The sequence below is a fragment of the Sporolactobacillus terrae genome, from assembly GCF_019930545.1.
GTDB classification, from domain to species: domain Bacteria; phylum Bacillota; class Bacilli; order Bacillales; family Sporolactobacillaceae; genus Sporolactobacillus; species Sporolactobacillus terrae.
In genome coordinates, this window is sequence record NZ_CP082837.1 from 2,103,031 (window position 1) to 2,128,519 (window position 25,489).

The window sequence follows — 25,489 nt, forward strand, 5'->3', positions numbered from 1 at the left end:
CATTACCCAAATCAACAGCAGGTTTCTTTCACGATAAGTTATACGCTTTCACCAACGTTCTCGCTCCTCCCCGTCTCAACTTCTTTCGCATCGGCAAGGGGAATTGTTTTGAACACAAGGAATACCGACTCGCCCAGCTGAAAGTAATCCGTAAGGTCCGTATCAACCTGCCTGCTGCCTCCCGCTGTCTGCACCGTGTAACGCATTGCTTTTCCTTGATATTGACGGTTTGTAATTGTTCCTGGTATCTCGCCGCCATCCCGACGAATGAAAAACTGTTCTGGTCGAACTGGGTAAATGGACTCCTGTTTCAATTCCTTCGACACACCGAAATCCGGCCAAGAGATGTGCGCAGCCTCTTCTGGAAAAAAGCGCCGTCCCTGCCAGCTGCCCTTCAGCAAATTTGCCTTGCCGACAAAGTGAGCAACAAAGCTTGTGCGCGGATGTGTATAGATTTCCTGCGGCGTTCCAATTTGTTCAATCGAGCCTTGATTCATCACAACAATGCGATCGGCCATCGCAAGTGCTTCACCCTGATCATGCGTCACATAAACGATCGATGTGCCGGTCAAACGGTGGATTTCTTGCAATTCGCTGCGCATCGCAATGCGCAACTCAGCATCCAAACTGCTCAGCGGCTCATCCATAAGCAATACTTTTGGCTCCGGGGCAATCGCCCGGCCAAGCGCAACGCGTTGTCGTTGACCGCCGGATAATTCAGCGGGCATTCGACCAGCTAAATCTTGCAATTTAATTATTTTTAATACGTCATTGGTGCGCTGCTCCATATTCTTTCTTAACGATTGATTGACAAACTGATGGTGTTTCAACGGAAATTCAATATGTTTGCGCACCGTCATATGCGGCCAAAGCGCGAACGATTGAAAGACCATGCCGATATTTCGTTTTTCAGTAGGCAAATGGTGTTTCGGGCTGCTAACCTTGTTTCCTTCCATTTCAATGGTTCCTTCAGAAGGCGTGTCAAATCCGGCAATCAGACGAAGCAACGTTGTTTTTCCACACCCGGATGGTCCCAGAATAGCCAGAAACTCGCCATCCTTAATCGTTAAATTAATGCGTTTCAACGCTGCAAAACGAGCAAACCTGCGCCCAACATTCGTGATGTTAATGGACATGATGTCCCCCCTCTTTTCGTCTCCAGAGTGTTTGCGCCAAAGCTAACAGGGCAAAACCGATCAGAATAATCAGTACAATCAAACTGGAAAATGCGCTAGAAAGCATGGTATAACCAGCTTGTTCATAGCTAAAGATGACCACCCCGATTGTTTTCGACTGCGCTGAATACAGCAGCGCGGAAACGGTTAGTTCCGTAAGCGCCGTCAGAAACAGCAAAGCAGCGCCACTTAAGATTCCCGGCAGAAGCAGCGGAATTAAGATTTTGCGCCATTTCGTCCATCCCGTTGCCCCGCTGACGTGCGACGCTTCTTCCATGGACACGTCAACTTGAAGCACCGCCGTCACGCTCCCCCTCACCTGCAAGATAAGAAATCGTGTGAAATAAGCAAGAAACAAAATCGTCATCGATCCATAAATACCGGGGTTCCAGCCGGGAATCGGCTCCATCCAGACAAAAATCATGGATAACGCCATGACCGTGCCTGGAAGCGCGTAAGGCAAACTCATAAATGTTTCACTCATCTTCAGCCAACGCGACGGTCTGCGCACCTGGTTGTATGCAAAAAGTGTCCCAATCACTGACCCAATCAGCGTAGTGACCAATGCGAGTTGAACACTGTTTCGAATTGCCAGCTGCGTGTCCGGACTCTCAAACAGAACGAATCCGTAATTTTTCAAACTCAAATTTTGCATCGTGAAGGTTAAGCCATAAGCAGGAAGCAAAGAAGTCATCATCATTGCCAGAAAAGGAACCATTGCCGTTGCAATAAAGAACAACCAAACCGTACACTCCAAAAACCGCTGTGAAAACCCGGAAAGTTGATCACGTGGCTGCCGATCAATGCTGGCTGTGCTGCCAACTTTAAACATGCGCTGCAGCAGCCATTGACCGAGCATCCCAATAAGGGCCAATACGCCAAGCAGTACCGAAAAGACCGAGGCGCGCCCAAAAGCATCGGGGCCGAAGCCAATCATTTGTTGGTAAATATGCGTGCTGAGCACGCTAATATGGGCCGGAATCCCCAAGAAAGCAGGAATACCGAAATTATCCAGTCCCGCGAGAAAGGCGAGAAAAGCACCGCTGGCAATACCAGGAAGTGCCATCGGCAAGGTCACCTTGCAGAATGTCACGCCTTTCGAAGCGCCGGATGCCCGGCACGCTTGCTCCATTTCCCGAGGAATTTTCCTTAAAACATTTACCGTAAATAAATAAACGAGCGGATAATGCGTGATCCCAAGAATGAAGATCATCCCGGTATAGCTGTACAGATTCCATAGATGCACTTGTCCGGGAAGCAGTGCAAGCACTTGGGCCAAAATCCCATTTTCGTTAAAGAGTTGCGTCCATGCGAGTGTCGTAATATAAGACGGAATGATAAACGGCAGAACAATAAACAGCTGCATTAATTTCTTCCCACGTAGGTTGACATAGGCCATCAGCCAGGCAAAAAAGAGTCCTAGAATCGTAGCGAGCACCGTTGATCCGGTGCTGATCACCAGCGTATTTGCCACCACTTGCCACGTCAACGGATCGCTAAAAATACGCTGATAGTTTTCAAGTGAAACGCCATGTTCCGAAGTAAACCCAAGTGCAACAAGGCGTGCAATTGGCCAGACAAACAGCATCACCAGACCTAAGAACGCAACGGTTCGAATAGGAAAAGAGAGCCAGATTGCTCTCGGCTCAACACGTCCTTTTCCATAGAAGAAAAACGGTGGGTGGTTCATGAATACGGGTCACTCCCTCTCACTTGCCGAACACGTTCGTAAATTGCTCTTTATCGGCGCTTCTGGACTCATTCAGCTGCTTAATCTCTGCATTCAATACATTAAGCTCATCAATATTTTTCAACCCTTCCGGTGCCTGAACGCCTGGACGAATCGGTGTATAACCAAGGCTGGAGGCGAGCACTTGTCCTTCTTTAGAGAGCACGAAGTCAACAAAAGCTTTCGCCGCTTTTTCATTTTTTGCATTCTTCATAATTCCGATCGGCTCAGTAATTACTGGAGATCCTTCAGAAGGATAAATCAGTTTGATCGGCGAACCTTGTTTCGCTGCATTGGCAACCACAAAATCAACCACCATTCCATATGCCTTATTGCCGGATGCAACAGCCTTCAGTACGTCGCCATTGCCTTGAACCACGGTGATTTGGTTTTTCTTAAGTTCCTTATAGAAGTCCCAACCCAGCGCGTCATCTCTCGTGAACACACCCAGATTATATGCGGCGGCTCCCGAGTAGAGCGGACTTGGCATGATCGCCTGTCCCTTTGTTTTTGAATCGGTCAGCACGTCCCATGAGTCCGGTGTTTCCTTCACTTTGTTTGTGTTGATTGCAAGTGCGGTTGCCATGACTTTTGTCCCTGTATAGTACCCATCGGCGTCGACCAATTCTTTTGGAAAATCAGCGGCTTGCTTTGATTTGTAGGCCAGAAGCAAATCTTCATCTTTAAGCGTTTCAAAAGTAACCGCATCAGCAAGCAGAAGCACATCAGCCTGAACGTTGCCGGACTTTTTCTCCGCTTGTATTTTGCTCATTACATCTTCGGTTCCTGAGCGAAAGACATTGACTTTAACCTCCGGATACTTTTTATTAAAAGCTGCGACAAGTTTCTGCTGATCCATATCCGGCTGCGAGGTATAAAAGTTCAGTGTCCCCGACAAGGTGTTTTCTTTTTCACTGCTGCTGTTGCCTGAGCTTCCCGTTGATTGAGACGTGCCGCACCCAGCAAGAATGCTGATTGATAGTAGCGCAACAATGAGATACTTAACGATTTTCATGAATAAATGCCTCCTTTGAGCGGTTAAATTCCTTAAACCATTGACTCATCTGATCCATTCTTCGTTTTCCATTTTTTCCAATTTGAACTGGAGTGATCGTGACATAACCATCTTTCAAATGAATAAAGTCCGAACCCTTGGTCAGCTCATCCAGTTGCTGGTAGTTGTCTTTGAGCCAGTAATAAACATTGCCGTATGGGTCATTCATGCCGACATATTGATAGCGCGACACGGACAGATCGAGTGGCGCAACTTTTACACCTCTGCAGCATTCACGCGTCGTATAGGGCAGATTGACATTTAAAAAGAAGTCTTTCGGAATCGCATTTCGAACAATAATTTCACTGATTTCGTAGACGAGCTGCTGCACGTTCTGATAGTTGATTTCACGTCCGTCAAAAGCAGCGAGCGACATGGAAACGGCCGGAATACCATAGAGAGTAGCTTCAACGGCACAAGCGATGGTTCCCGAATAAAAGACATCTCTGCCGATGTTCGGGCCAAGATTAATGCCTGAGAAAACAATATCCGGTTTTTCCTTCATCAGCACTTCAATCCCCATCTTGACGCAATCCGCCGGTGTCCCATTCACTGCCCATGCCGATATGTTGGCAGGAAAAATGTTCAGCGGGGTCGCTTTAATCGGGTAGCGGAGTGTAATGGAGTGACTAACTCCGCTCTGTTCGCGATCCGGACAAACCACACAAACCTCACCCAGATGCCCGAGTACATTAACCAGTGCCTCAACCCCAGGCGCAAAAATACCATCATCATTCGAAATAAGAATTTTCAAAGAAGCATCCCCCTCGCCGCTGTACCCATCTGCTTGATAAACACAAGATCTTGTTGGAGAATCTCGTGTGTCGCGCTCAGATCAAACCCTTCGAGAACCACCGGGACATCCACGGTTTGCAAAAAAGGAAAAAGGACATCCATCGGCAATGCTCCTTTGCCGAGCGGTACGTGGTAGCGCTCAGAACTTGAGTCGCTGAAATGAATCTTGCTAACTCTGTTTAAGCGTTTAAAGGACGCTAAACAATTTACTTTCAAAGGAACATGAGCAACGTCAAAAGTCGTTGTGACCGATGGCGGCAATGCGCTCAGCAATTGATTGACCATTTCCGGGGTTGTCACAAATTCTTTCGCGGTGGGCTCCATCATTTCGATAGAAAGCGTCACTTGCAGCTGCTCTGCGCAGTTTGCCAGTTTCGTTAGGCTGTCTATCAACCACGTCCATTGAAGTTCTGAGAGCTGCGGCAAAGTATAATGTCCAGGATGAACGGTGACGTTAGGAGCACCAATGCGTCGCGCTAAGTCCATGGAGCGTTCAATTTCCCGAAGCGATTGCTGCCGTACCGATTCATTAAGCGCGCATAGATTCAGATCCCAGCTTGCCGCATGCAGCGTCAGTTCTTGCTGATAACGCGCACGTGCTGCTGCTATAGATGATTCATCCGTACCATGCTGCCATACCTGTTCCGCCCAAACCTCAACACCTGAAAATCCCAGATGGGCCGCCAAAGCAATCACTTCGTCAACTCCGTTGTCCCAGCAGAGCGTTGATGATAGATACATCTGAATCCCCTCCTTTCCCGTTCATGCGAATTTTTCGCAGCGTTCAGCTGCTTGTCTCTCCTTTTCTTAATCTGCTTATCGTACCTTTAATGATAGAGAAGAATTTTTAACCCCGATTAAATAAAAACAGGTTTTACTGTATCGTTTTTGTAAATAGCCAAAAGAGATTATGAAAGCGGAAAGGCGAAACCATTTCGCCATAAGCACGGTTCGATCAACATTTATCTGCACCACGGTTATGATCAGATCTGAATTTTTGTTAACGGAAGGTTAAGGATTTACGTTTTTTTAATATTCAGCAGCAAAGATGCAAAGAAGTGAGCGAATGAGGAAATGCAATCTTCGCGGCATAAAAAAAGCTTCTCCGTCCACGCGCAGATGCGCGAAACAGAAAAGCTTCAATAAATTTATAGGAGTTAAAAGGATTGAATCCATCGAATCGATTAAGCGTTCAGGGACACGGCGAGTCGTCCGTTTTGCTGCTGCACGGAAACGCGATAGTCATAAAATTCACTCATGCGTTCAGGCGTCATGACGTCGCTTGCTGAACCTGATTTAAAGACGGTACCGGCTTTGAGCAGGAGCGCATGATCAAAGCATGGTAGAAGTTCATCAACATGATGGGTTACAAAGATCATTGTTGGTGCTTCCTCTGAGCCCGCCAGTTGTGCAACAAGAGACAGTAAATGCTCTCTTGCGAACAGATCCAGCCCGTTGCATGGTTCATCCAAAATCAGCAATTCAGGCTCAGCCATTAACGCGCGGGCGATCAAAACACGCTGCTTTTCGCCTTGCGACAAGAGACCGAATGCTCTGCCCGCAAACGATGCGCAGCCCAGCTTCTGCAATAACGCATGCGCCTTCTCGCGCTGATTGGACGATACTTGGTCGTAAAGACCAATGGAGGCGAATTTACCGCTCAATACAATCGTTTCCGGTCGTTCATCTGCCCTGAATTTATCAACGAGTGCAGGACTTACCCAGCCGATTTTCTTGCGCAACTCGCGCAAATCGCATGTTCCGAACGGACGATTGAGCACGGACAACGTGCCGCTTGTCGGCCAGATGTAGCCGTTAACCATTTTCAGTAAGGTTGTTTTTCCTGAACCATTCAGCCCCACCAGCGACCAATGCTCCCCTTTATGCACTTGCCAATCGACATGTTTCAGAACGGTATGATCTGCGCGTACCCAGCTGATATTTTTCGCGTCAATAATCATTCAGCGTTTCCCCTTTCAAAGCGTGCCGACCTTTGAAACAGATTCTGCAGCCATGTGTTTAATCTGCGGCAATTCCTCCGGATCGGCATTGCCTCCGCTGACAATTAAACCGGCGTGCTGGCCGCGCACATCAACCCGGCCGGCAAGTACCGCCGCAAGTGCTGCGGCGCCGGCACCTTCGACAAGCAGCTTGCTGCGTTCAAGCATGAGTACCATTGCCTGGGCAATCTCTGAATCAGAGACGGTGACGAGATCGTCAAGATAGCGTTGGATGACCGGAACCGTACGTTCACCAGGACAATCAACCAATATGCCCTCAGCGATGCCTGGCGTCTGCCGATTGGCCGGCTGTTTCTCATGATGAAAACAATTATACATCGCCGGTGCGTGATCGGATTGAACACCGATCACGCGTACACTTGGCCGGACACTCTTCAGATAGCAAGCGGCTCCTGCGGCAAGTCCGCCGCCTCCGATTGGTACAAGTACCGTATTTAAATCCGAATATTGTGCCAGCATTTCTGCTGCAACAGTGCCTTGTCCGGCAATCACTTGATGATCGTCAAATGCATGAACGAAAACAGAATGATTTGTCCGGCAGTCCATGCGCGCGGCTTCGTACGCTTCCTGGTAGGATGCACCCGCAAGTACAACTTCTGCGCCATAAGCGACCGTTGCCCGAATCTTAGCCTTAGGCGTTTGTTTGGGCATAAAGATTCGTGCCGCAGCCCCGCGCCGTGCTGCTGCATAGGCAATGCCTTGTGCATGATTACCGGCAGAGGCGGTGACAACGCCGCGACTCAGCGCTTCATCAGACAAATGAGCCACTTTGTTAAATGCGCCGCGAAGTTTAAATGATCCGGTTCGCTGCATATTTTCCAGTTTCAGATGCAGGTGCGCCCCGCTAAAGCGGTTCAATGTCGCCGATTCTATCAGCGGCGTCCGATGCACGACAGGCATCAGCGTTTCACAGGCTTCTTGAATTGCTGCGAGCGACACATAATCCCCAATGTTCTTCACCCTTTCTCCCCTTTCGGGTCAACCCCACATTTTATTGTGCAACGTTTGCTGTAATGTCCTCACTGTCCTGCTTGCCTTCTTTAACAAACGGCATCAACTTGCGCAGTTCGCGTCCCACGCGTTCAAGCTCTGAATTGTTTTCTTTTTGCTGCAGTGAGTTGAACATCGGGCGGCCAACTTTATTTTCAAGCACCCAATCGCGAGCGAATTTGCCGGACTGGATATTTTCAAGGACTTTTTTCATACGCGTTTTTACACCGTCGTCGATCACATAACGTCCAACCGTAAAGTCACCGAACTTGGAGGTATCGGAGCATGAGTAACGCATCCCGGTCAAACCGTTCTCGTAGATTAAATCGGTGAGCATTTTCATCTCGTGACAGGTCTCAAAATAAGCATTTTCCGGCTGATAGCCTGCTTCAACAAGTGTTTCAAATCCAGCTTCGATCAAGTGTGTCAGACCGCCCATCAGCACCGCTTGTTCGCCGAAAAGATCCGTTTCCGTCTCTTCCTTGAATGTGGTCTTCAGCACACCGGCACGCGCTGCGCCAAGCCCTTTCGCCCATGCGAGCGCGAGTTCTTCCGCTTGACCGGATGGATTTTGCTGCACAGCGTAGAATGCCGGTACGCCGCCACCATTCAGATATTCACGGCGGCAGAAATGGCCTGGACCTTTAGGCGCAACCATGAATACATCAACATCCTTCGGTGGCACGATTTGAGTGAAGTGGATATTGAAGCCATGCGAGAATGCAAGTGCATTGCCCGGTTCAAGTCCTTCCTCAACTTCCTTGTAATAAACCTCAGGCTGACGTTCGTCCGGCAGCAGCAGCATGACAACGTCTGCTTCTGCCGCTGCTTCCCGTACCGTTTTTACCGGAAATCCATCGCGTTCCGCTTTTTCCCAAGATTTTCCTGGCCTTACGCCGATCGTCACGGAGAAGCCGCTGTCACGCAAGTTCTGAGCCTGTGAGTGTCCTTGCGAGCCATAGCCCATGATCGCTACTTTTTTCCCACGCAGTACATTTTCATTGATATCTTTGTCATAGTAAACCTTTGCCGTCATTTTCGTATACCCCTTTTCTTTTTTGTCTATTGCCAATAGTTAAATTGTTTTAGTTAGACGCGTCCAGCGATCCATTCTTTTCGCTGCATGGCGCAACGTCATACACATCAATCAGCTTTGCTGCCTGGCTGACAAACCGCTTCAGCTGGGTTGCGCTTTCTGCTGTCAGCGTCAGGTGCATGTAAAAATGCTTGCCCTGACGTTCCGCGTTCATGTTGACAATCGACAAATTGCCACGTCCAAGCAACATCGTGACCCGCGCCAGAACATCAGGGTTCGTTGCCGTTTCAACCCGTACTGTCTGCTCCATCTGTTCACCCTCCCGTCATTTCCATCAATCCTTTGCCAGGAGGAACCATGGGCGTCACATTTTCCATCTGCTTCACCCTGCAATCAACCAATGCCGAAGCATCCGTTGCAAACACCGCTTCAACGGTTTCGGCAACCTGAGCCGGATCGGTCAAACGCCGCGCGCGGATCCCGTAGCTTTCCGCGAGCCGGACAAAATCAGGCTGCATTTCCGGAATCGATTCCGCATAACGTTTGCCATAAAAGGATTCCTGCCATTGCCGAACCATTCCGAGCGTATGATTGTTTAGAATAAAAATTTTCACAGGCAGTCTCTGTTCGGCAATGACTGCCAACTCTTGAAGCGTCATCTGAAAACCGCCGTCGCCGAGAATCGCCGCCACCTTCGTCTGTGGGCAGGCAACCTGTGCACCAATGGCCGCCGGGAGACCGAATCCCATCGTGCCCAAACCACCTGAACTGACAAATTTCCCAGGCCTTTCGAAACGGTAATATTGGGCCGACCACATTTGATGCTGTCCAACATCCGTTGCAATGATGGCGTCCGGGCCAGCAAAACGGCAAATCTGCTCAATAACAAATTGTGGCAGCAATTGATGGCTTGCCTTCACAGGATCATATTGCAGCGGATGCGCATCGGCATAACCGTGCAAATGATTCAGCCAATCGCGATGACTGGGCAAGGGCACAGCCAAGACTTGTTTCAACTGAACGAGTACCGTGCCGGCATCGCCGACAAGACCAAAATCCGTTTTGACCACTTTACCAATTTCCGATGGATCAATATCGACATGGGCGACTTGAGCATTCGGCGCAAATTTTTCAAGATTTCCAGTCAATCGGTCATCGAAGCGCGCGCCGACATTAAGCAGCAGATCGCATTCGGAAAGTGCCATGTTGGCGGCAAACGTTCCGTGCATCCCGCCCATACCAAGAGAAAGCGAATGCGATGCTGGGAAGCTGCCGAGGCCAAGAAAGGTGGTCACCACCGGCAAATGGCAATGTTCGGCGAAATGGCGAAGTTGCTCGGATGCTCCAGAATGAAGCACACCGGCGCCGGCCAGTAGTAGCGGACGATCTGCTTTCACCAATGCGTCTGCTAGCTGCAACACCACGCGGCCATCCGCTTGCTTGGGCACATGATAACCCGGAAGCTGAACCGTACCGGGCGGCTCCGCTACTTTTTCCGAACTCCCGGCACAAATGTCCTTGGGCAGATCGACCAGAACCGGTCCCGGCCGGCCGCTCGCCGCCAAATAAAAGGCTTCGGCAACCACTCGCGGTAATTCACTGACACTACGGACGCGAAAATTATGCTTGGTCGCCGCCGCAGTCATGCTGACGACATCGGCTTCCTGAAACGCGTCGCTGTTAATTGCCCGGCGTGTTACCTGACCGGTAAACACAACCAGCGGCAGCGAGTCGATCAGCGCATCCATCAATCCGGTGACCAAATTCGTCGCACCAGGCCCGCTCGTTGCCAGCACGACTCCCGGTTTCCCGGAAACCCGGGCATAGCCTTCAGCTGCATGTACGGCACCTTGCTCGTGCCGCGTCAGCACATGACGCATGCGCTGTCGATAAACCGCATCGTAAATTGGCAGTACCGCACCGCCCGGATAGCCGAACAGCACCTCTGTCCCCGACCGCTTGATTAATCGGAGCAGCAGATCAGCGCCCGTTTCGGTACGCCGTTCTGTTTTTTCAGTCATTTAGGTTCCTCCTCTCTTTTTCTGATTGCCTTTTTGTTTCTGAGGCTCTTCATCCTTCTCTGTGTTTGGCCTCAATTGCCCCACTTTCCGGTTTGGTTTCGAAAACCGAAGCGGAAATTTTTGGGGTTGGCACACATGTTAATCACTTAAGAAAAATCAGTCAACCCCCTCTTATCCATTTTTTCCATAGGTTTTTGGGTGCTCTTATGGAAGAAAAACAGCTTAAATTTTTTTCGGAATTTTCTTGTGCGATCAAAAACACTTGTCTAACAATGATTCGAGCAGAGCAATACCAGCACAGCATGAGCGCCTGTAAACGACTGGCCCGTGTGACTCAAACCTGTGTATGAGCTTTCTTAACGGGCTCCGCCACGTCGATTAAAAATAACGGCAATTTTTTGATTATTTTCTGTTGACACAAATTTTCAAGCGTGCTATAGTGACAATACTAAAATTTTGACAATTCCGGTTAGGAGCCATTTGCTATGAATCGTCCATTACAACGCATGGTTAAAGCTATTCTTATTATTAGCTAGGGTCCCGGCATCCGTTGACAACTAACGAATGCTTGGACCCCGATTCGCGTTGAATGGGTTCAGGCAAAGCCGCCCATTCAAACGAATGGGCGGCTTTTTATTATGCTTATTAGAAACAAGGAGGCAGTTTTCGATGAACCGTTCCTACGGTAGGAAACCAAACGTACAAATGCATGTCCGATGGTTATTATTCCGTTTGTTCTGCAGTATGCTTGTCCGTCCGTGTGCTCGAGAAAATGCGATGCGCAACGTTCAAAGATTAGATGCGCCTGTTCGGTTCTTGCAGGCAGCATTTCTGCAACTGCGTGCAGCAGTACACGTTTTACTGAGCCAACAGATGTTGCGTTCATTCTTCCTGACTCGCCGCAAAGCGGCAGCTTTCGAAGACATGTCATTGTTCTCCGCGAGCGAACCACACCATGCAAAATCAGCAGTTAAAAACCGGGCTGCTACCCGCCCGGCTATTGATCGCCTGATTCAATGGCGTCAACCCATCATGAGAAACGGCAGCGCATGGCATCAAAACCCGGTACAGAAGCTCACCATGATTAATGCTGACAAGGAATTGCTCATCACGCGGATTCTGAAAAAGATCAACCGTTTCGATCCGCGTGCAGGTTGTAGGCACGAATGTCACGTTCACGATCCACGCCATTACATGCTGCAACCATCGAACGCGTTAACGCGTGTGCTGCGCGCTCTGCCCTAGCTACCCAACACCAGAATGCGACTGTCCTGTTCAATTGAAGATCTGATTCAGCGCACAATTATGCGACTTTGGACCTTGCGCAGATTCTCGCCGCCGCCCAGCTTAAACGAAAAGTCGTTTCCCCGCTGCTTGACAAAAGCGTGAAAATTCTTGATCCATCCGACTACTTTCTGTTCACGGAATTCTTCAATATTATATAGGAAGATTCTTTTTTTGAGCAGACAATTTTCTCGTAACACTCATACGTTTAACAGTGCACGAAGATACTGGTCGATCTCTTATTTCTCAGGAAAAGCTGCAGTCGGTCATCATGAATCCGAATCTGATTCCGCGTGACGAACAAAATAAAGCGTAGTCATTGACAGAAGTCCCTATCCTTTCCCCCATGTATTTTCGAAACGGATAAAAAATAAAAAATGGCCGCCCCTGTTAGAGATCAACCATTTTTTATAGTTCGTATTGTTCCTATTCCTGTAGGGATTCTTTTGGATTCGCCCCATAACTGTTTTCCTTATCCTGAGTATCTGTGCAGAAATAAACGATCAAAACAATCCATCCTAATACAGGTATAATTCCGATCAGCTGCCACCAACCCGTTTTTCCAATATCATGAAGACGTCGAGCGCCAACTGCTAAAGCGGGAATCAAAACAGCTAAATTATACAAAGTGGAAAAAACCCGCAAACCGTTTAGAATGAATTTATCAATCAGTTCTACAAAAATGGCAATAAAAAAGTTAACTAATACAAACATCCAAAATTCCGTTCGCGTCGCCCGGCCACTAAAACCAACATAATTCTTAATTACATCAACATACCAATGCATCGAACCACCACTTTCACCAAATTTGGTTAAAAGACTATTGATTAATAATGATGTAATTATAACTTATGATCCCACTTAAAAAACCGCACAAATCATGCGTGATCCCGCATAGTTTATGCGGGCGACCATACGTGGTCATGCGCGCTCCCGCATCGATTGTCGGTCAGCTAATGTCGAGCACACGAAAGCTGTCGCAATCACTGTGCATTATGACTGTGAAAAAGATGGTCATTTGACCATCTTTTTTGCGTTTTCTGGCTTTACTGATGCTTATAGTTCTTTATAAACTCTTGTGATGGCTGAAAATCCAACTTCTGATACAAGGCATCTCCCATGCCAAACCACTTAGCGAAATCCGACACCCTGAACGCGACCTGTGACCAAGAGGCGCACGCACATTACCTTTTCATTTTCAAACCCCATCGCTTGCGCCTCCTTTAACGAATCCTTCTCCAATTATAAAAGAAAAACATCTTGCCGCTATTGTTGCGACAAGATGTTGCACAAGAATGAACGGCTTTAGCCCACTCATTGATTGATCATTGAATGCCTTTTTTCAGCAGCTTCTCAAATTCCTCGCGAACCTGTGGCACAGAAAGGCCAACAATAACTTGGAACGCTTTTCCATGTCGAACAACACCGTGCGCGCCACCCGCTTTGAATGCCGCATCCGGCTGAACGAGGGCCTCATCTTTAACGGTTACACGAAGGCGCGTTGCACAGTTCGTGACGTCTTGAATGTTGTCGAAACCGCCAAGCGCGTCAAGATAGACGGCAGCGGATTCCATGTATCGATTTGTACCTGCTGCTTTGTCGCCTGCTTTTTTATTCTTATAATCCGCTTTGGTGTAAAGCTGCGTTTCCTCATCATCGGCCTCACGACCCGGTGTCGCAAAATTGAACTTAACAATAAGGAAGCGGAACAAGAAAAAGTAGATGACGATGAAGATCAAGCCAATGATCCATTGGGTCACATAAGTCATCCAGTGATTGGCAAACAACGGAATCCAGTTCTTTGTTGCCATATCAATGAGACCACTGTCCATGCTGCCAACTACACCGAAGAAATACATCGCCGCATCCATGAATCCGCACAGCAATGCGTGAACGATGAACAGCACCGGAGCCGCAAACAAGAACGTAAATTCAAACGGTTCAGTAATTCCTGCCATAATCGCCGTCAGCACCGCAGGAATAAGCAGAGCGAGCACTTTTTTTCTTTTCTCCGGTTTCGCAGTGACATAGAATGCAGCGGCGATGCCAATCGGCGGCCAAACTTTATCATTCCCAAACAGCGCGAACCCGCCGGCTGGGAACAACTCTTTTAACGGTTTCGTTGATTCAGCGAAACTTTGCATATTGGCAAGCCAGGCCTTAACAATACCATCCGGCGTCACGGCTGGGCCAAACATGAATGGAAGATAGATAAAGTGATGCAGTCCGGTTGGAATCAGTACACGTTCAAGGAAACTATAAATGAATACACCAATTACGCCAGATGAAGCCATGAATACTTGCAGCGATGAAATGCCATGCTGTACGATTGGCCACAGCCAACAAGCTAAGAAAGAAACGGGAAGCATCACGAAAAAACCAAGCATCGTAACAAATGTCGACCCTTGGAAAACGCCGAGCCATTCCGGAAGCTTCACATCAAAGTAGCGATTGTGCAGCCAGACAACGATTGCCGAAAGGACAATAGCGCCAAGCACACTTGTATCCAATGTCTTGATCCCGGCAATCAGTTTCAAGCCGGTCCCTTGTACCTGAGTCGGATCAACATTAAAATTGATGCCAAACGTCTTCCCCCAAAAACCAAGGATTGTACTGACAAAATAATTGAACGTCAAATAAACAATTAAGGACTCCATTGCCGCCCGGCCGTTGGCTTGTTTTGCTAGACCGATCGGAAGTCCGACAACAAACAATAGTTCCATTTGATTGAAGACTGTCCAGCCACCATTTTGAATAATCGTCCAAAATTTATACCAAAACGTACTTGTATCCGCAATACCGCCAACGATCATTGGATTGGTCAGCATGATTGATAGTGCCAGGATTAATCCTGAAAAAGCAAACAACAACACGGGTGTAAACATCGCCCCGCCAAAACGTTGAATTTTTTGCATCATTTGAACCGCCTCCTAATAAGGTTATGAATTCCACACAGCGATAATCAATAAAATTCTGAACCCTTTAATCATAATATAAATGTAAACGTTTTCAATAATGTTTCGTTAAATGGGGAACAGATCATTGTTAAAGAGAAAGGGTCCAAGAGTTGGGAATTGTCACAAACTTCTGCGCAGCATGCATAACCGTCTAAAGCCCAGTGTATGAATGGGAGCCACAGGAGCACTTTTATTCATCAATGATTTTCACACTGTGTTTAATGAGATAAAACATGTGCTTCAGGTCTTACCTATACATGAGAATAAACGAAACGTAACATGACCGGTTGTCACCGGTGAGAAAATTCCCAGTTGACGTAACTTTATCCAGAAAGAAAAGCGCTTTCCCTAATCATGCAAAACGTATTGTAACCGCTTCAAAAACGTGTAACATGAGGGGTGTAAACGAAAGAGAATCAGAAATAGAAACCCAATAAGAAACATTACAATGGAGGGATTACCATGAAAAAGTTTTCAATCGTCATTGCTGGCGGAGGAAGTACCTATACCCCTGGAATTGTTATGACTCTGCTGAAACATTTGGATCGTTTCCCAATCCGTCAGTTAAAACTTTACGACAACGACGGTGCACGTCAAAAAGTGATTGCCGATGCATGTGAAGTCATTCTTCGCGAAAAGGCTCCGGACATCAACTTTGTCGCTACGACCGATCCGGAAGAAGGTTTTACCGATGTCGATTTCGTTATGGCGCAAATCCGTGTCGGCAAATACGCGATGCGCGATAAAGATGAAAAAATCCCATTAAAATACGGTGTGATTGGTCAAGAAACCTGCGGCCCCGGCGGAATTGCTTATGGCCTTCGCTCCATTGGCGGCGTGCTGGAAATCGCCAATTACATGGAAAAGTATTCACCGAACGCTTGGATGCTCAACTACTCGAATCCGGCTTCAATTGTTGCCGAAGCAACGCGCCGCCTGAAACCAAATTCGAAAATCCTGAACATTTGCGATATGCCAGTCGGTATTCAGGAACGGATGGCGAAACTTGCCGGTCTCAACTATTATAATGATTTGGAAGTTCGCTATTTCGGCTTGAACCACTTTGGCTGGTGGACCGCGGTGCGTGACAAACAAGGCAATGATCTCATGCCGAAGATCCGCGACTATATTGCCGAACACGGCTACTTGCTTCCGGGGATGAACGAAGAACCCAGCTGGAAGGCAACATTCGGCATGGCAAAAAACACCTTTGCCCTTGATCCGGACCGTTTCCCGAACACATACCTTCAATATTATCTGTACACAAAATTTGAAGCGGAACACATGGACCCGAACCATACACGTACCGATGAAGTGCGAGAAGGTCGTGAAAAATTTGTCTTCAGTGAATGCCGCAGAATTGCTAAGTCGCAGTCCATCGAAGGATTGAAGTTTGAACCGGACGATCACTCAAATTATATTGTTGATTTGTCACGGGCGATTGCTTACAACACGCATGAACGGATGTTGGTCATTGTTGAAAATAACGGTGCCGTCGCCAATTTTGAACCAACGGCAATGGTTGAAGTGCCTTGTATCGTTGGTGCAAATGGTCCGGAACGCTTGGCCATGGGCGACATTCCACGTTTCCAAAAGGGACTACTGGAACAGCAAGTTGCCGTTGAAAAACTCGCTGTAGACGCTTGGGTGGAACATTCCTATCTGAAACTGTGGCAGGCACTCACACTGTCACACACGGTTCCCGATGCAGCCGTTGCAAAGAAGATCCTTGATGACCTCGTTGAAGCAAATAAGGGCTTCTGGCCGGAGTTGAAAAAAGATGCGAAGGTAAAAGAACTCGAGCTTAGTTTAAATTAAACCTGATCATTGCCAATTTTCGAATACCCTGCTATGATTCTAATTAGCAGGGTATTCGCGTATCAGGGCTGGAGGTTAAACGTTTTCCTTCTATTGAAAACGCTTAACGTCTAACACCCCTTTCGATCCCCGCTCATTAAAGGAACTTAACAGGCAACAGCGATGGTTCCAAGGAGACAAGGATCACGACCATGAAACTTGAGATGCTGATCAACAAGAATTACGATCAATTGAACGAAACGGATCTGTCCACACTGCATTACATCATTGATCATAAAAAAGAATGTGCAGCACAGAGCATTACAGAGTTGGCGAAAAGCTGTAAAATCTCAAAATCTTCTATTCTGCGTACAGCTCAAAAACTCGGTTTCTCCGGTTTCAGTGAATTTAAGTATTCCTTAAAAAATGATTTGGAGCCTGACATGACGCATGCCATGGATTATATTGAGCAGACGCTCACAAACATCGACAAGACCATGGACCTATTCAAGAAAACCGATTTAGTGCCCATTTATAAAAAAATACAATCAGCAAAAAACATCTTCGCTTATGGAACCGGGTGGCGCAGCGCAATGCAATCGGTGAACTGGAACGTAATTTTCTAAACAGCGGGAAAATGATCCACAATCTGGCAGCCAAGCGTGAATTGGAAATGATTGTTCCCTATCTCAGTGAAGAGGACCTTTTAATTATTATTTCACTGAGCGGCGACATTTCAGATATTATCGAAATTGTTCGCTTTCTCAGTTTAAAGCGTGTACCGATACTCTCCATTACCAATACACGGTTTGATCGTAATGAATTAGCAAATCTTGTGCCATACAATCTATATTTTCTTGCAGCCGAATACCCAATTCATAAGACGATGCATGTCTCAGAGGATCCGACGTCTTTAGCTGCATTATCAGTCCTTTGTGAAGCATTCTTTTTTGATTACGTCAAACAAATCTCAACTAAGGATGGTGATATGAAATGAAGCAGAGAATCCGGAGCTTGCTGATGATTCACCTGTCGTTTAAAAAGTTGTATGGTTATCTGACTGCTTTTACCTTGGTTCTCCCTTTCCTTTACATTGCCTATCTTCTTTTGACGATGGTACGAAGCAAGACCGATTTTCAAACCCTCTTGCTCACCCATCCGCTCTATTCAATAATGTTTCTTGCGGTTATGCTGAACCTGCTGTGGGGATATCTTCTGTTCCGGCTGACACAAGAATTTAGCCATGTGGAGGGCAGAAACTATACGTATGCGCTCTTGGTTCTCTTTTCAATTAGTCAACTTCTAGTTGGCAATATTGTAATCGCTATCATGTCCGCCTTTGTCATGCTGCATTCAGAGGCACGTCTAAGCGATGGATTTAAACTTCACAATCTGTTGCACTACCGCCTTTATTCAGCAGCAGCAGCAGGGCTGATCCTTCTTTCTCTGTTTTGCAGTTTCGCCTTGATTCGACTGACCTTCTTTGCTTAGTCCCGGTCTTACTTCAGCTGCTCACTCGGGCGGTTATGCGTTGGATTCACAACCCTTTTGTTTCTGTTAAAAATTAGATACATTTTTTATTTTATAAGGAGTGATTGATATGTTTGGTAAATTATTTCAAAAGCAAACGGTTAAAGAAGAAAAGGTTTATGCACCCATTTCGGGTCAGTCACAGATGGTCACGGATGTTCCGGATCCGGTTTTCTCTGAAAAAATGATGGGTGAAGGGATGGCGGTTACGCCGGATATTCGTACACATACCGTCGTCGCACCGATTGACGGCGAAGTCATTCAACTTGCGTCAACCAAACACGCATTTGGCATTCGCTCGAAGTTGGGTGAAGAAATTCTTGTGCATATCGGACTAGATACGGTCGAACTCAATGGTGAGGGCTTTGAAAATCTGGTCAAGGTTGGCGATAAAGTCAAGGTCGGCCAACCGGTGATGAAAGTCGATTTTGATTTCATCAGCAAGCAAGGAAAAGGGATCGTTGTTCCGATTGTGATTACGAATACGGCTGAAGATAAATTTTCCTTTGAATGGTCGGAATTAACCCAGGTCAAAGCCGGGGAATCCGTACTCTTTACATCGACACTTAAGTAAAAAGCTCAGCCATGCATCAGAAAAATAATGAGGAGTGTTACTGTGAAGCTAGTCGCGATTGATCTGGACGGAACGCTACTGAACAAAGATCATCGAATCAGTGACGAAAACATGAATGCACTTTCCGCGGCGTCCGAACATCATCTTGTTGCGATTGCAACCGGGCGGGCAGTCATGGATGTTCAGGCAATGCTTGGCGGACGCGTAAGCCTGCCGGTGATTGCATCAAATGGGGCAACCATTTTTGATCACAGCGGCCAATTGCTAAGCGAGACGCCCCTATCCCAAGAAACTGCCGAACAATTGATTGCGTACGCGGAAAACCATCGCCTCTACTATGAAGCGACAACCGCCCATCATTTGCTAATTCCTTTCGATGGAAAGCAGATTATCCGCGAGGAACTGGACGTGAGCGATAAGCGGCTGTCAAAGGAAAGCGCGCAAAAGGCATGGGCACGAGCGGAGGTCCAATTTGCTCAGGCAGGCTGGCAGCCACGTTCAGAGATACGTTCGCTCATCCGCAGCGGTCACGCGGTTTATAAATTACTCTTTTTTTCCTTTAATAAGCAGGTTCTTACTGAGCTCAGGGAACAGTTTGCTAACCAAACAGATTTGTCGTGCACCTACTCACTCGGTTACACGTTAGAGTTCAACTCGAGTAAATGCGATAAGGGTAAGGGCATTCGCCAGTTAGCCGGGCATTATGGGATCAATCAGAAAGATACCATTGTCATTGGAGACAGTGATAACGATCTGCCCATGTTTCATGCGGCTGCAACACGAGTTGCCATGGGCAATGCCATTGCCTCGATCAAAGAAATCAGCTCCTTTGTCACGCTCGATTGCAATCACCACGGTGTCGCCTATAGTCTGAAAAATCAACTGGCATTGTATTAAGCCAATAAGAAAACGACCACTCGCGAATTTAGTGAATGGTCGTTTTCCATTTTATTAATTGAATTTTTCAATGACCTAAGAATTTAACACAGACCCGATTTGGCACAGCTATCGAATTTTGCAGCTCTGTTAATAAAGCCCATTACCACATTCAGACCGGTTCGTGTAATAATTGGATCACTTTCAAAAACACATGGTTAAACTGCTTTAGTTCACTACAAGTGCTCTGCGACCCATAGCATCATATATTTTAATAAACTTCTTTCGTTCCACGGTAACATCTTTGCCGCTCCGTTCTGTGGATTCACAGTCATTGAAAGAAACACCGTGTTCATCGATGCCGGTCATCACAATGCAATGCAGCGGTCGCGGCGCAAAGATGCTTTTGCCTGCAGGTGTGTGCCAATATCTGAGAATCGGCATTTCGTGTGAAATCGTAAACCAAACGAGCACCGGCTTGCCCTTTGCAACATAGTTTTCAATGACACTGAATGCTTTTCCATAGAGTGCCACCCCACCGCTCCGGTATTGGTCGAGCACCTGCTTCAAAGGATTCGGATTGATGGTTATGCCATCACCGTACGGATCGCCGACAAAACCAGCTTCCGGATCGCCCCAAGTCTTGATCGTTCCCTTCTCATCTCGCGTTAATGGGGTCGCATCCCGCGGCATTTGTGCTACAATTTTTTCTTTATCCACGTTAATGCCGTAGTAGTGCAGTGCCATGGTTAAAGCAACCGCCTCGCAACCGGTCGGCAGTTCCGGTCTTTGCTTGATTAAGGGTATATCCAATCGATGCATAGTTGTCACTTCCTCATCTGTACCTATTGATTCTTCGACGAACCGTGTTGAAATAATCTACCCATCGCGTAATTGATCGAAACGGTTCGTATTGCTAAATTATTCTTTAGAATCTTTTCCTTTCACTGGAAATAAAAAGAAATAGAGCAGTGCGACAAATAAAAGCCAATTCACCGGCCTAAATAGATTGTAATAGGCAACATGCGTGCGAAAACCAAACAGAATATCCCCGATTGTGAGTAGAATCAAATAAAAAATAAGTGCTTTCAGTACCGTTTTTACTGTGTCCAAAATACTTGTCCCCTCGTGTTCGTTTTTCATGATTCAATTAAAAGATGACATGATTCAATTTAAAGCGCATCTAATGGGAAGACTTTGCCGTAGATGAATCCGTGTATCCATCCCCTCACCCTTTCAGCGAAACACTTTTTATTCATGATACCATACACTAGACACGCCGAGGACGATCCTCCCTCAGGCAACGGGTGATGGTTTATCTTTGAAACTATTTGTAAACACTAGACGTAGTAAAATGGTAGCGGTTTTCGTTCTTGCTTTTTGATTGGAATCACGCTATAAAAAAGAATGAGCCATAGTTTATTCATTTTGTGTTATTCATCGTTTCTAAGACGCATGCGAGACCTAAGCGTTCCTGCTTCAATCGTTGTGAAAAAGGGAATAGACGAATGAAGGCTAAATTGTTAGTACTCTGGGAGTGACTGTTTTTGACGTTGCAAATACCTGATGATGTGAACCTGTTTGATGAGATGGTAAAGCAAGCGAAGCTGCATCCGAAGAAAGTGATCATTGAGGATACGCAAAATAAATTCACCTATAAGAAGTTTCTGATTGCCGCCAACATTATGAGCAAGAAGATTCGTGAAGTCGTTGATGATGAGAAACGCATCGGTCTTTTTCTTCCAAATGTTGTGCCACAGGCAATTGTCCTGTTCGCGCTCTTCAAAAATGAGCAGCAGCCGTGCCTGTTGAATTTTACAATGGGCGCGCAGAACATTATTGACTGCATTCAAACGGCTTCCTTGAAAACCGTGATCACTTCACGCGAATTCATTAAAAAGGCTGATCTCGGTTATGTCCTTGAAGAGATGGAAAAAGAAGTTAAGATTATCTATCTTGAGGATTTGAAGGCCGGGATTTCGACAATGCATAAAATCTCCGGTTTGGTCGAGGCCCGCGTTGCCGGACTGAAGAAACGAGAGATGTCGGAGGTCATCCTGTTTACCTCAGGCACCGAATCAAAACCAAAGGGCGTCATCCTGACCCATCGCAATATTTATGCAAACATTATGCAAGTCAAGGAACATATTGAACTCAGTGAGGATGATCGGATTTTCAACCCGCTGCCGCTGTTTCACTCGTTCGGCATGACGGTCGGCGCGGTTCTACCGTTTATTCTTAATATGAAAGCGTTCCTCTATCCGTCACCACTGAATTTTCGCGACATTCCAAAGGCGATCTACAAAGATAAGAGCACCTTATTTGTTGCGACCAACACGTTCTTCGCCAATTACGCTAAATTTGCGAGCAAGAAACAGTTTAAAACGCTGCGTATCGTTGTTGCCGGTGCAGAAAAGCTGAAGGAAGACGTCCGCGAAACGTATAAGAAAAAGTTTGGCATCACGATTCTGGAGGGCTATGGAGCAACTGAAACATCGCCGATTATCTCGCTCAACACACCGAAACATGTCAAAGAAGGCACAGTGGGCACACTGGTTCCGCTCATGGAAGCAAGAATTGCAAAAGTAGAAGGTGTTGAGGAAGGCGGCAACCTAATGCTGAAAGGGCCGAACGTGATGAAAGGCTACCTGATTCACGGCAAAGGTTTCGTGCCATGCGGCGAATGGTACAATACCGGCGATATTGCGCAGATTGATGAAGATGGATTTATCCACATCATTGCCCGCCTGAAGCGCTTTGCAAAAATTGCCGGCGAGATGATTTCACTTAATAAGGTGGAGGAACTGGCAATGGGATGCTACGGAAGTTCCGACTTTTACGCCGTCAGTATCCCGGATAAACGAAAAGGCGAACAAATCATTCTGTTTACCACCAAGGCCAAGGTCTCTACACGCGAGTTCAAAAAATTCATCAAAAGCAAGAAGATGTCGATGCTCTACATGCCGTCGAGCATTGAAACCGTTGATGAAATCCCGCTCCTCGGCAGTGGAAAAGCCAACTACTGGAAGATGGAAAATTGGGCAAAACAAAACAACTAAACGATCGACAGAGCGGTCCTCACTTACAAGACAATCATTCTTGCAAGTCAGGGCTCTTTTTTTGGTTTTAAGGCATTGATTTTCATTTTAAGCAAGTTAACGTTTGAAGCCAGTCAAACCGATCCTATACTTTCTTCCTATAAAAAACAGAGCATCGTCACCGAGTCTCTGTACGGATTATGCGGTATAGGACATGTTTTCGTATTGCTTTGCGCCACTTTTTATTGGGATAGGCTTTCGGTGATAAATGCATCAATATGATGCAAGGTTTGTTCCTGGATTTGCTTCTCTCTATATTTGCGGTCAAGCAGGTTGCGCAGACAGAGGGTCTTATCGGCCGGACGGGTAACCTTTCGTTTAATTTCCTGACGCATCTGAAACAAAAACTCGAGATAGTCTTCGGTTTGATCATCCAGCCGCGCAGCCGCTTCATCTCGAATCCGTCGAGCGAGCAGCGGACTCGCTCCGCCTGTTGATACCGCAAGTGTCAACCTTCCTCTGTGACATACTGCTGGAAGTACAAAATTTCCTTCTTCATACCGATCGATGATGCTGACGAGCTGATTTGATTGGGCCTGTTCAGCAATTTGCTTGTTCGCTTCACGATCATCGGTTGCTGCAAAGACTAAAAAGGCTGTTTCGGCATCATCTATTTTCCAGGCGCGCCTCAACCAATGAATTTGACCTGTTTCCGACCACTTTTTCAACTGCTCGGATCCATGAACGCTGACAACCGTAACCGCAGCGCCCGCAGCGATCAAGGCTTTAATTTTTCGGCAGGCGACCTGACCGCCTCCCGCCACAACTGCTTTTCTTCCCCTAATGTCAAGCATAATCGGATAATACATGGTGAAGCGACTCCTCAACCCTTTTTTTCATTAATTGGATTAAATGCGGGTGGTAACCAAGCGGCCGACACAGAGTGATCGATGCACCTGCCTTGTTTTTCACATCAATTGACCGATGGATCGTTTTCATTAAAACACCGCTGAAAAGCAGATAAGGAATGACATAGACATGCCGCCACTGCTCACGAATGACTTGGTCGAGTCCTTCTTCAAAGGTTGGTTTGGCAGCGGCCATATAACAGACCGTCACCGACTCCATGCCTTTCTGATGCAGCAGATGACGAATCTGGGCAAAATTGCGTTTTGTATCGGGATCACTGGAGCCCCTGCCGACAAGCAGAATTCCCGAACCCTGAGGCAGAGGGTTTTGCTGCTCATGCAGCCGTTCAATTAAGAGCGACACGATCCGTTCATCGACACCGAATGGCCGGCCATAGATAAATCGCACATCGGGATAAAGGCGCTCTGCTTGTTTGATGACTCTGGGAATATCTCGCTTAGCGTGACCTGCCGTCAATAACAAGAGCGGCTGAACCAGAACCACTTCTGCGCCGGCTGCGATGCATTGGCGGATGCCGTCCAAAATCCCGGGCTGAACAATCTCGAGATAGCAGACCCGTTGAATCGGTGCATCGACTTGTTTCATGCATGACGAAAGAAACTGATTCGCCTGCTTTACGCCTTCATGAATGCGTGTTCCATGGCTAACGTACAGCACGGCAAGCATCTTATAAAGCCTCCTTGACGGGATCTGCGGACGGCTCCATTGCTTCGAACCCTTTTAATTGATCCCTGAGCCTGACCACTTCGCCAACAAGGATCATTGATGGGCTCTGTATTTTTTGTTTCGCTGCTTCATCAGCGGCATGGCTCAATGTACTCGTGACGGTACGCTGGTGTTCTGTTGTTCCCCATTCAATCAATGCGACCGGTGTTGACGGATGCCGTCCGTTTATAATTAGTTCATTCGTAATATGGGCGATATTGCCGACACCCATGTAGATTGCCAGCGTATCGACGCCGGTAGCCAGCTTTGCCCAGTCGATTTTTTCCTGTCCACCCGCTTTCGCATGCCCGGTTACAAAGGCCAGTGAACTGGAGTAGTCGCGATGGGTTGCTGGAATGCCTGCATAAGCCGGTGCAGCAATTCCTGCGGTAATACCCGGCACCACTTCAAAAGCAATCCCTTCTTTTGCAAGAAATACCGCTTCTTCACCGCCTCGTCCGAAAACAAACGGATCGCCGCCTTTCAATCGAACAACGCGCTTATTTTTCTTAGCCTGGTTGACTAAGATATGGTTGATTGCTCCTTGTTTTAGTGGATGCGAATGCGGCATTTTTCCGCAATAAATGCGTTTGGCAGTCGGTTTTGCTTCATTGACCAAAACGTCATTCACCAGTCGGTCATAGACAATCACATCAGCAGTTTGAATAAGCCGAAGACCTTTGACAGTGATCAAATCCGGATCACCCGGACCGGCACCGACTAAATATACTTTTCCCATCCGTTCTTCCTCCCTTACTCAAATCGTTCCCTTGGCAGAATCGCAAAGCCTGACCCTTTTTTTGAAATACTCTTTTTTTGCATCAGAGCAATATGATCGATCTGCGGTAATTTTAAAAGGGTATGATCCAATTCCCGGTCGACAACTCGGAAGGCTGCCTCTTCATTTTCTGCTACAGCGACGACTGGAATCTCCGATGTACCGGCCGTCACAATAAAGCGAAACAACTCCATGGCCC

26 protein-coding genes are annotated in these 25,489 nt (G+C 47.0%); 8 read left to right on the forward strand and 18 right to left on the reverse strand.

The features are described from left to right. Positions 1–38: 38 nt before the first annotated feature. The 10 genes from K7399_RS10020 to ilvB form a co-directional block, all read right to left on the reverse strand. Positions 39–1,136 carry an ABC transporter ATP-binding protein gene (locus tag K7399_RS10020; RefSeq protein ID WP_051577776.1) on the reverse strand — a complete coding sequence of 366 codons (1,098 nt, stop codon included), beginning with the start codon at positions 1,134–1,136 and terminating at the stop codon, positions 39–41. After that, a complete protein-coding gene (locus tag K7399_RS10025; protein WP_051577778.1) occupies positions 1,126–2,865 on the reverse strand; it encodes an ABC transporter permease in 1,740 nt (579 codons plus the stop codon). Before K7399_RS10025 ends, K7399_RS10020 begins: the two co-directional genes overlap by 11 nt. 19 nt (positions 2,866–2,884) lie before the next feature. After that, positions 2,885–3,919 carry an ABC transporter substrate-binding protein gene (locus K7399_RS10030; RefSeq protein WP_028983512.1) on the reverse strand — a complete coding sequence of 345 codons (1,035 nt, stop codon included), beginning with the start codon at positions 3,917–3,919 and terminating at the stop codon, positions 2,885–2,887. After that, positions 3,906–4,712, reverse strand: coding sequence for a 5'/3'-nucleotidase SurE (surE, locus tag K7399_RS10035; RefSeq protein ID WP_051575217.1), 807 nt, complete (start codon positions 4,710–4,712; stop codon positions 3,906–3,908). Before surE ends, K7399_RS10030 begins: the two co-directional genes overlap by 14 nt. Continuing rightward, the gene (locus K7399_RS10040; protein WP_128166962.1) at positions 4,709–5,494 is read right to left on the reverse strand and encodes a sugar phosphate isomerase/epimerase family protein; all 786 of its coding nucleotides are present in this window, start codon (positions 5,492–5,494) and stop codon (positions 4,709–4,711) included. The genes surE and K7399_RS10040 overlap by 4 nt, the downstream gene beginning before the upstream one ends. 443 nt (positions 5,495–5,937) lie before the next feature. After that, positions 5,938–6,714 carry an ABC transporter ATP-binding protein gene (locus tag K7399_RS10045; RefSeq protein WP_128166964.1) on the reverse strand — a complete coding sequence of 259 codons (777 nt, stop codon included), beginning with the start codon at positions 6,712–6,714 and terminating at the stop codon, positions 5,938–5,940. Positions 6,715–6,729: 15 nt separating this feature from the next. Continuing rightward, positions 6,730–7,734: a threonine ammonia-lyase gene (locus K7399_RS10050; RefSeq protein ID WP_206612211.1), complete on the reverse strand. Its 1,005-nt coding sequence runs from the start codon at positions 7,732–7,734 to the stop codon at positions 6,730–6,732. Positions 7,735–7,765: 31 nt separating this feature from the next. After that, positions 7,766–8,800 carry a ketol-acid reductoisomerase gene (gene ilvC, locus K7399_RS10055; RefSeq protein ID WP_028975860.1) on the reverse strand — a complete coding sequence of 345 codons (1,035 nt, stop codon included), beginning with the start codon at positions 8,798–8,800 and terminating at the stop codon, positions 7,766–7,768. Between the two features lie 49 nt (positions 8,801–8,849). Next, positions 8,850–9,110, reverse strand: coding sequence for an ACT domain-containing protein (locus K7399_RS10060; RefSeq protein WP_028975861.1), 261 nt, complete (start codon positions 9,108–9,110; stop codon positions 8,850–8,852). A gap of 4 nt (positions 9,111–9,114) precedes the next feature. Then, on the reverse strand, positions 9,115–10,821 hold the full coding sequence (gene ilvB, locus K7399_RS10065) for a biosynthetic-type acetolactate synthase large subunit (RefSeq protein ID WP_028975862.1): 1,707 nt from the start codon (positions 10,819–10,821) through the stop codon (positions 9,115–9,117). Between the two features lie 669 nt (positions 10,822–11,490). Between ilvB and K7399_RS10070 the strand changes: the two genes are divergently transcribed. Continuing rightward, positions 11,491–12,066, forward strand: coding sequence for a hypothetical protein (locus K7399_RS10070; protein ID WP_028975863.1), 576 nt, complete (start codon positions 11,491–11,493; stop codon positions 12,064–12,066). 465 nt (positions 12,067–12,531) lie between these two features. Here the strand turns inward: K7399_RS10070 and K7399_RS10075 are convergent, their stop codons facing one another. Both K7399_RS10075 and K7399_RS10080 read right to left on the reverse strand, forming a co-directional pair. Further along, positions 12,532–12,891, reverse strand: a complete 360-nt coding sequence (locus tag K7399_RS10075) for a DUF805 domain-containing protein (RefSeq protein ID WP_028975864.1) — start codon at positions 12,889–12,891, stop codon at positions 12,532–12,534. A gap of 539 nt (positions 12,892–13,430) precedes the next feature. Beyond that, complete coding sequence (locus K7399_RS10080; RefSeq protein ID WP_028975865.1) at positions 13,431–15,023, reverse strand: alpha-glucoside-specific PTS transporter subunit IIBC; 1,593 nt, start codon at positions 15,021–15,023, stop codon at positions 13,431–13,433. A gap of 495 nt (positions 15,024–15,518) precedes the next feature. On the opposite strand from K7399_RS10080, the gene K7399_RS10085 reads away from it, so the two are divergent. From K7399_RS10085 to K7399_RS10110, 6 genes are all read left to right on the forward strand, one after another. Next, positions 15,519–16,880, forward strand: a complete 1,362-nt coding sequence (locus tag K7399_RS10085) for a 6-phospho-alpha-glucosidase (protein WP_206612236.1) — start codon at positions 15,519–15,521, stop codon at positions 16,878–16,880. A gap of 191 nt (positions 16,881–17,071) precedes the next feature. Next, positions 17,072–17,485, forward strand: coding sequence for a MurR/RpiR family transcriptional regulator (locus K7399_RS10090; RefSeq protein WP_051577780.1), 414 nt, complete (start codon positions 17,072–17,074; stop codon positions 17,483–17,485). Continuing rightward, a complete protein-coding gene (locus tag K7399_RS10095) occupies positions 17,440–17,856 on the forward strand; it encodes an SIS domain-containing protein (protein WP_128166966.1) in 417 nt (138 codons plus the stop codon). The genes K7399_RS10090 and K7399_RS10095 overlap by 46 nt, the downstream gene beginning before the upstream one ends. Beyond that, positions 17,853–18,350, forward strand: coding sequence for a hypothetical protein (locus tag K7399_RS10100; RefSeq protein ID WP_028975867.1), 498 nt, complete (start codon positions 17,853–17,855; stop codon positions 18,348–18,350). The genes K7399_RS10095 and K7399_RS10100 overlap by 4 nt, the downstream gene beginning before the upstream one ends. Before the next feature lie 109 nt (positions 18,351–18,459). Further along, positions 18,460–18,963 (forward strand): PTS sugar transporter subunit IIA, encoded by a 504-nt coding sequence (locus K7399_RS10105; protein ID WP_010023382.1) that lies wholly within the window; start codon positions 18,460–18,462, stop codon positions 18,961–18,963. A 42-nt stretch (positions 18,964–19,005) separates the two neighbouring features. Next, entirely contained in the window at positions 19,006–19,860 is an 855-nt protein-coding gene (locus K7399_RS10110) for a Cof-type HAD-IIB family hydrolase (protein ID WP_028975868.1), read from the forward strand. Positions 19,861–20,067: 207 nt separating this feature from the next. Here K7399_RS10110 and K7399_RS10115 read toward each other — a convergent pair whose 3' ends face one another. Continuing rightward, complete coding sequence (locus K7399_RS10115; protein ID WP_028975869.1) at positions 20,068–20,661, reverse strand: C39 family peptidase; 594 nt, start codon at positions 20,659–20,661, stop codon at positions 20,068–20,070. Positions 20,662–20,760: 99 nt separating this feature from the next. Further along, positions 20,761–20,952 (reverse strand): hypothetical protein, encoded by a 192-nt coding sequence (locus K7399_RS10120; RefSeq protein WP_028975870.1) that lies wholly within the window; start codon positions 20,950–20,952, stop codon positions 20,761–20,763. Between the two features lie 434 nt (positions 20,953–21,386). Here K7399_RS10120 and K7399_RS10125 point away from each other — a divergent pair, with 434 nt between their 5' ends. Continuing rightward, positions 21,387–22,898 carry an AMP-binding protein gene (locus K7399_RS10125; protein WP_028975871.1) on the forward strand — a complete coding sequence of 504 codons (1,512 nt, stop codon included), beginning with the start codon at positions 21,387–21,389 and terminating at the stop codon, positions 22,896–22,898. A 221-nt stretch (positions 22,899–23,119) separates the two neighbouring features. Here K7399_RS10125 and K7399_RS10130 read toward each other — a convergent pair whose 3' ends face one another. From K7399_RS10130 to K7399_RS10145, 4 genes are read right to left on the reverse strand one after another with little or no spacing between them, the layout of a single operon-like run. Beyond that, on the reverse strand, positions 23,120–23,746 hold the full coding sequence (locus K7399_RS10130; protein WP_223362294.1) for a precorrin-2 dehydrogenase/sirohydrochlorin ferrochelatase family protein: 627 nt from the start codon (positions 23,744–23,746) through the stop codon (positions 23,120–23,122). Then, positions 23,724–24,473: a sirohydrochlorin chelatase gene (locus K7399_RS10135; protein WP_028975873.1), complete on the reverse strand. Its 750-nt coding sequence runs from the start codon at positions 24,471–24,473 to the stop codon at positions 23,724–23,726. Before K7399_RS10135 ends, K7399_RS10130 begins: the two co-directional genes overlap by 23 nt. Position 24,474: 1 nt before the next feature. After that, positions 24,475–25,251 carry a uroporphyrinogen-III C-methyltransferase gene (cobA, locus tag K7399_RS10140; RefSeq protein WP_010023394.1) on the reverse strand — a complete coding sequence of 259 codons (777 nt, stop codon included), beginning with the start codon at positions 25,249–25,251 and terminating at the stop codon, positions 24,475–24,477. 14 nt (positions 25,252–25,265) lie between these two features. Continuing rightward, complete coding sequence (locus tag K7399_RS10145) at positions 25,266–25,484, reverse strand: DUF3906 family protein (RefSeq protein WP_010023396.1); 219 nt, start codon at positions 25,482–25,484, stop codon at positions 25,266–25,268. Positions 25,485–25,489 lie beyond the last annotated feature (5 nt).

Excerpts from the sequence above, each read along its gene's own strand:
- K7399_RS10020 (WP_051577776.1), bottom strand. The coding sequence starts at position 1,136 with ATGTCCATTAACATCACGAATGTTGGGCGCAGGTTTGCTCGTTTTGCA.
- K7399_RS10025 (WP_051577778.1), bottom strand. The coding sequence starts at position 2,865 with ATGAACCACCCACCGTTTTTCTTCTATGGAAAAGGACGTGTTGAGCCG.
- K7399_RS10030 (WP_028983512.1), bottom strand. The coding sequence starts at position 3,919 with ATGAAAATCGTTAAGTATCTCATTGTTGCGCTACTATCAATCAGCATT.
- K7399_RS10040 (WP_128166962.1), bottom strand. The coding sequence starts at position 5,494 with ATGTATCTATCATCAACGCTCTGCTGGGACAACGGAGTTGACGAAGTG.
- K7399_RS10045 (WP_128166964.1), bottom strand. The coding sequence starts at position 6,714 with ATGATTATTGACGCGAAAAATATCAGCTGGGTACGCGCAGATCATACC.
- ilvC (WP_028975860.1), bottom strand. The coding sequence starts at position 8,800 with ATGACGGCAAAGGTTTACTATGACAAAGATATCAATGAAAATGTACTG.
- K7399_RS10060 (WP_028975861.1), bottom strand. The coding sequence starts at position 9,110 with ATGGAGCAGACAGTACGGGTTGAAACGGCAACGAACCCTGATGTTCTG.
- ilvB (WP_028975862.1), bottom strand. The coding sequence starts at position 10,821 with ATGACTGAAAAAACAGAACGGCGTACCGAAACGGGCGCTGATCTGCTG.
- K7399_RS10070 (WP_028975863.1), top strand. The coding sequence starts at position 11,491 with ATGAACCGTTCCTACGGTAGGAAACCAAACGTACAAATGCATGTCCGA.
- K7399_RS10075 (WP_028975864.1), bottom strand. The coding sequence starts at position 12,891 with ATGCATTGGTATGTTGATGTAATTAAGAATTATGTTGGTTTTAGTGGC.
- K7399_RS10080 (WP_028975865.1), bottom strand. The coding sequence starts at position 15,023 with ATGATGCAAAAAATTCAACGTTTTGGCGGGGCGATGTTTACACCCGTG.
- K7399_RS10090 (WP_051577780.1), top strand. The coding sequence starts at position 17,072 with ATGAAACTTGAGATGCTGATCAACAAGAATTACGATCAATTGAACGAA.
- K7399_RS10100 (WP_028975867.1), top strand. The coding sequence starts at position 17,853 with ATGAAGCAGAGAATCCGGAGCTTGCTGATGATTCACCTGTCGTTTAAA.
- K7399_RS10105 (WP_010023382.1), top strand. The coding sequence starts at position 18,460 with ATGTTTGGTAAATTATTTCAAAAGCAAACGGTTAAAGAAGAAAAGGTT.
- K7399_RS10115 (WP_028975869.1), bottom strand. The coding sequence starts at position 20,661 with ATGCATCGATTGGATATACCCTTAATCAAGCAAAGACCGGAACTGCCG.
- K7399_RS10130 (WP_223362294.1), bottom strand. The coding sequence starts at position 23,746 with ATGTATTATCCGATTATGCTTGACATTAGGGGAAGAAAAGCAGTTGTG.
- K7399_RS10135 (WP_028975873.1), bottom strand. The coding sequence starts at position 24,473 with ATGCTTGCCGTGCTGTACGTTAGCCATGGAACACGCATTCATGAAGGC.
- cobA (WP_010023394.1), bottom strand. The coding sequence starts at position 25,251 with ATGGGAAAAGTATATTTAGTCGGTGCCGGTCCGGGTGATCCGGATTTG.
- K7399_RS10145 (WP_010023396.1), bottom strand. The coding sequence starts at position 25,484 with ATGGAGTTGTTTCGCTTTATTGTGACGGCCGGTACATCGGAGATTCCA.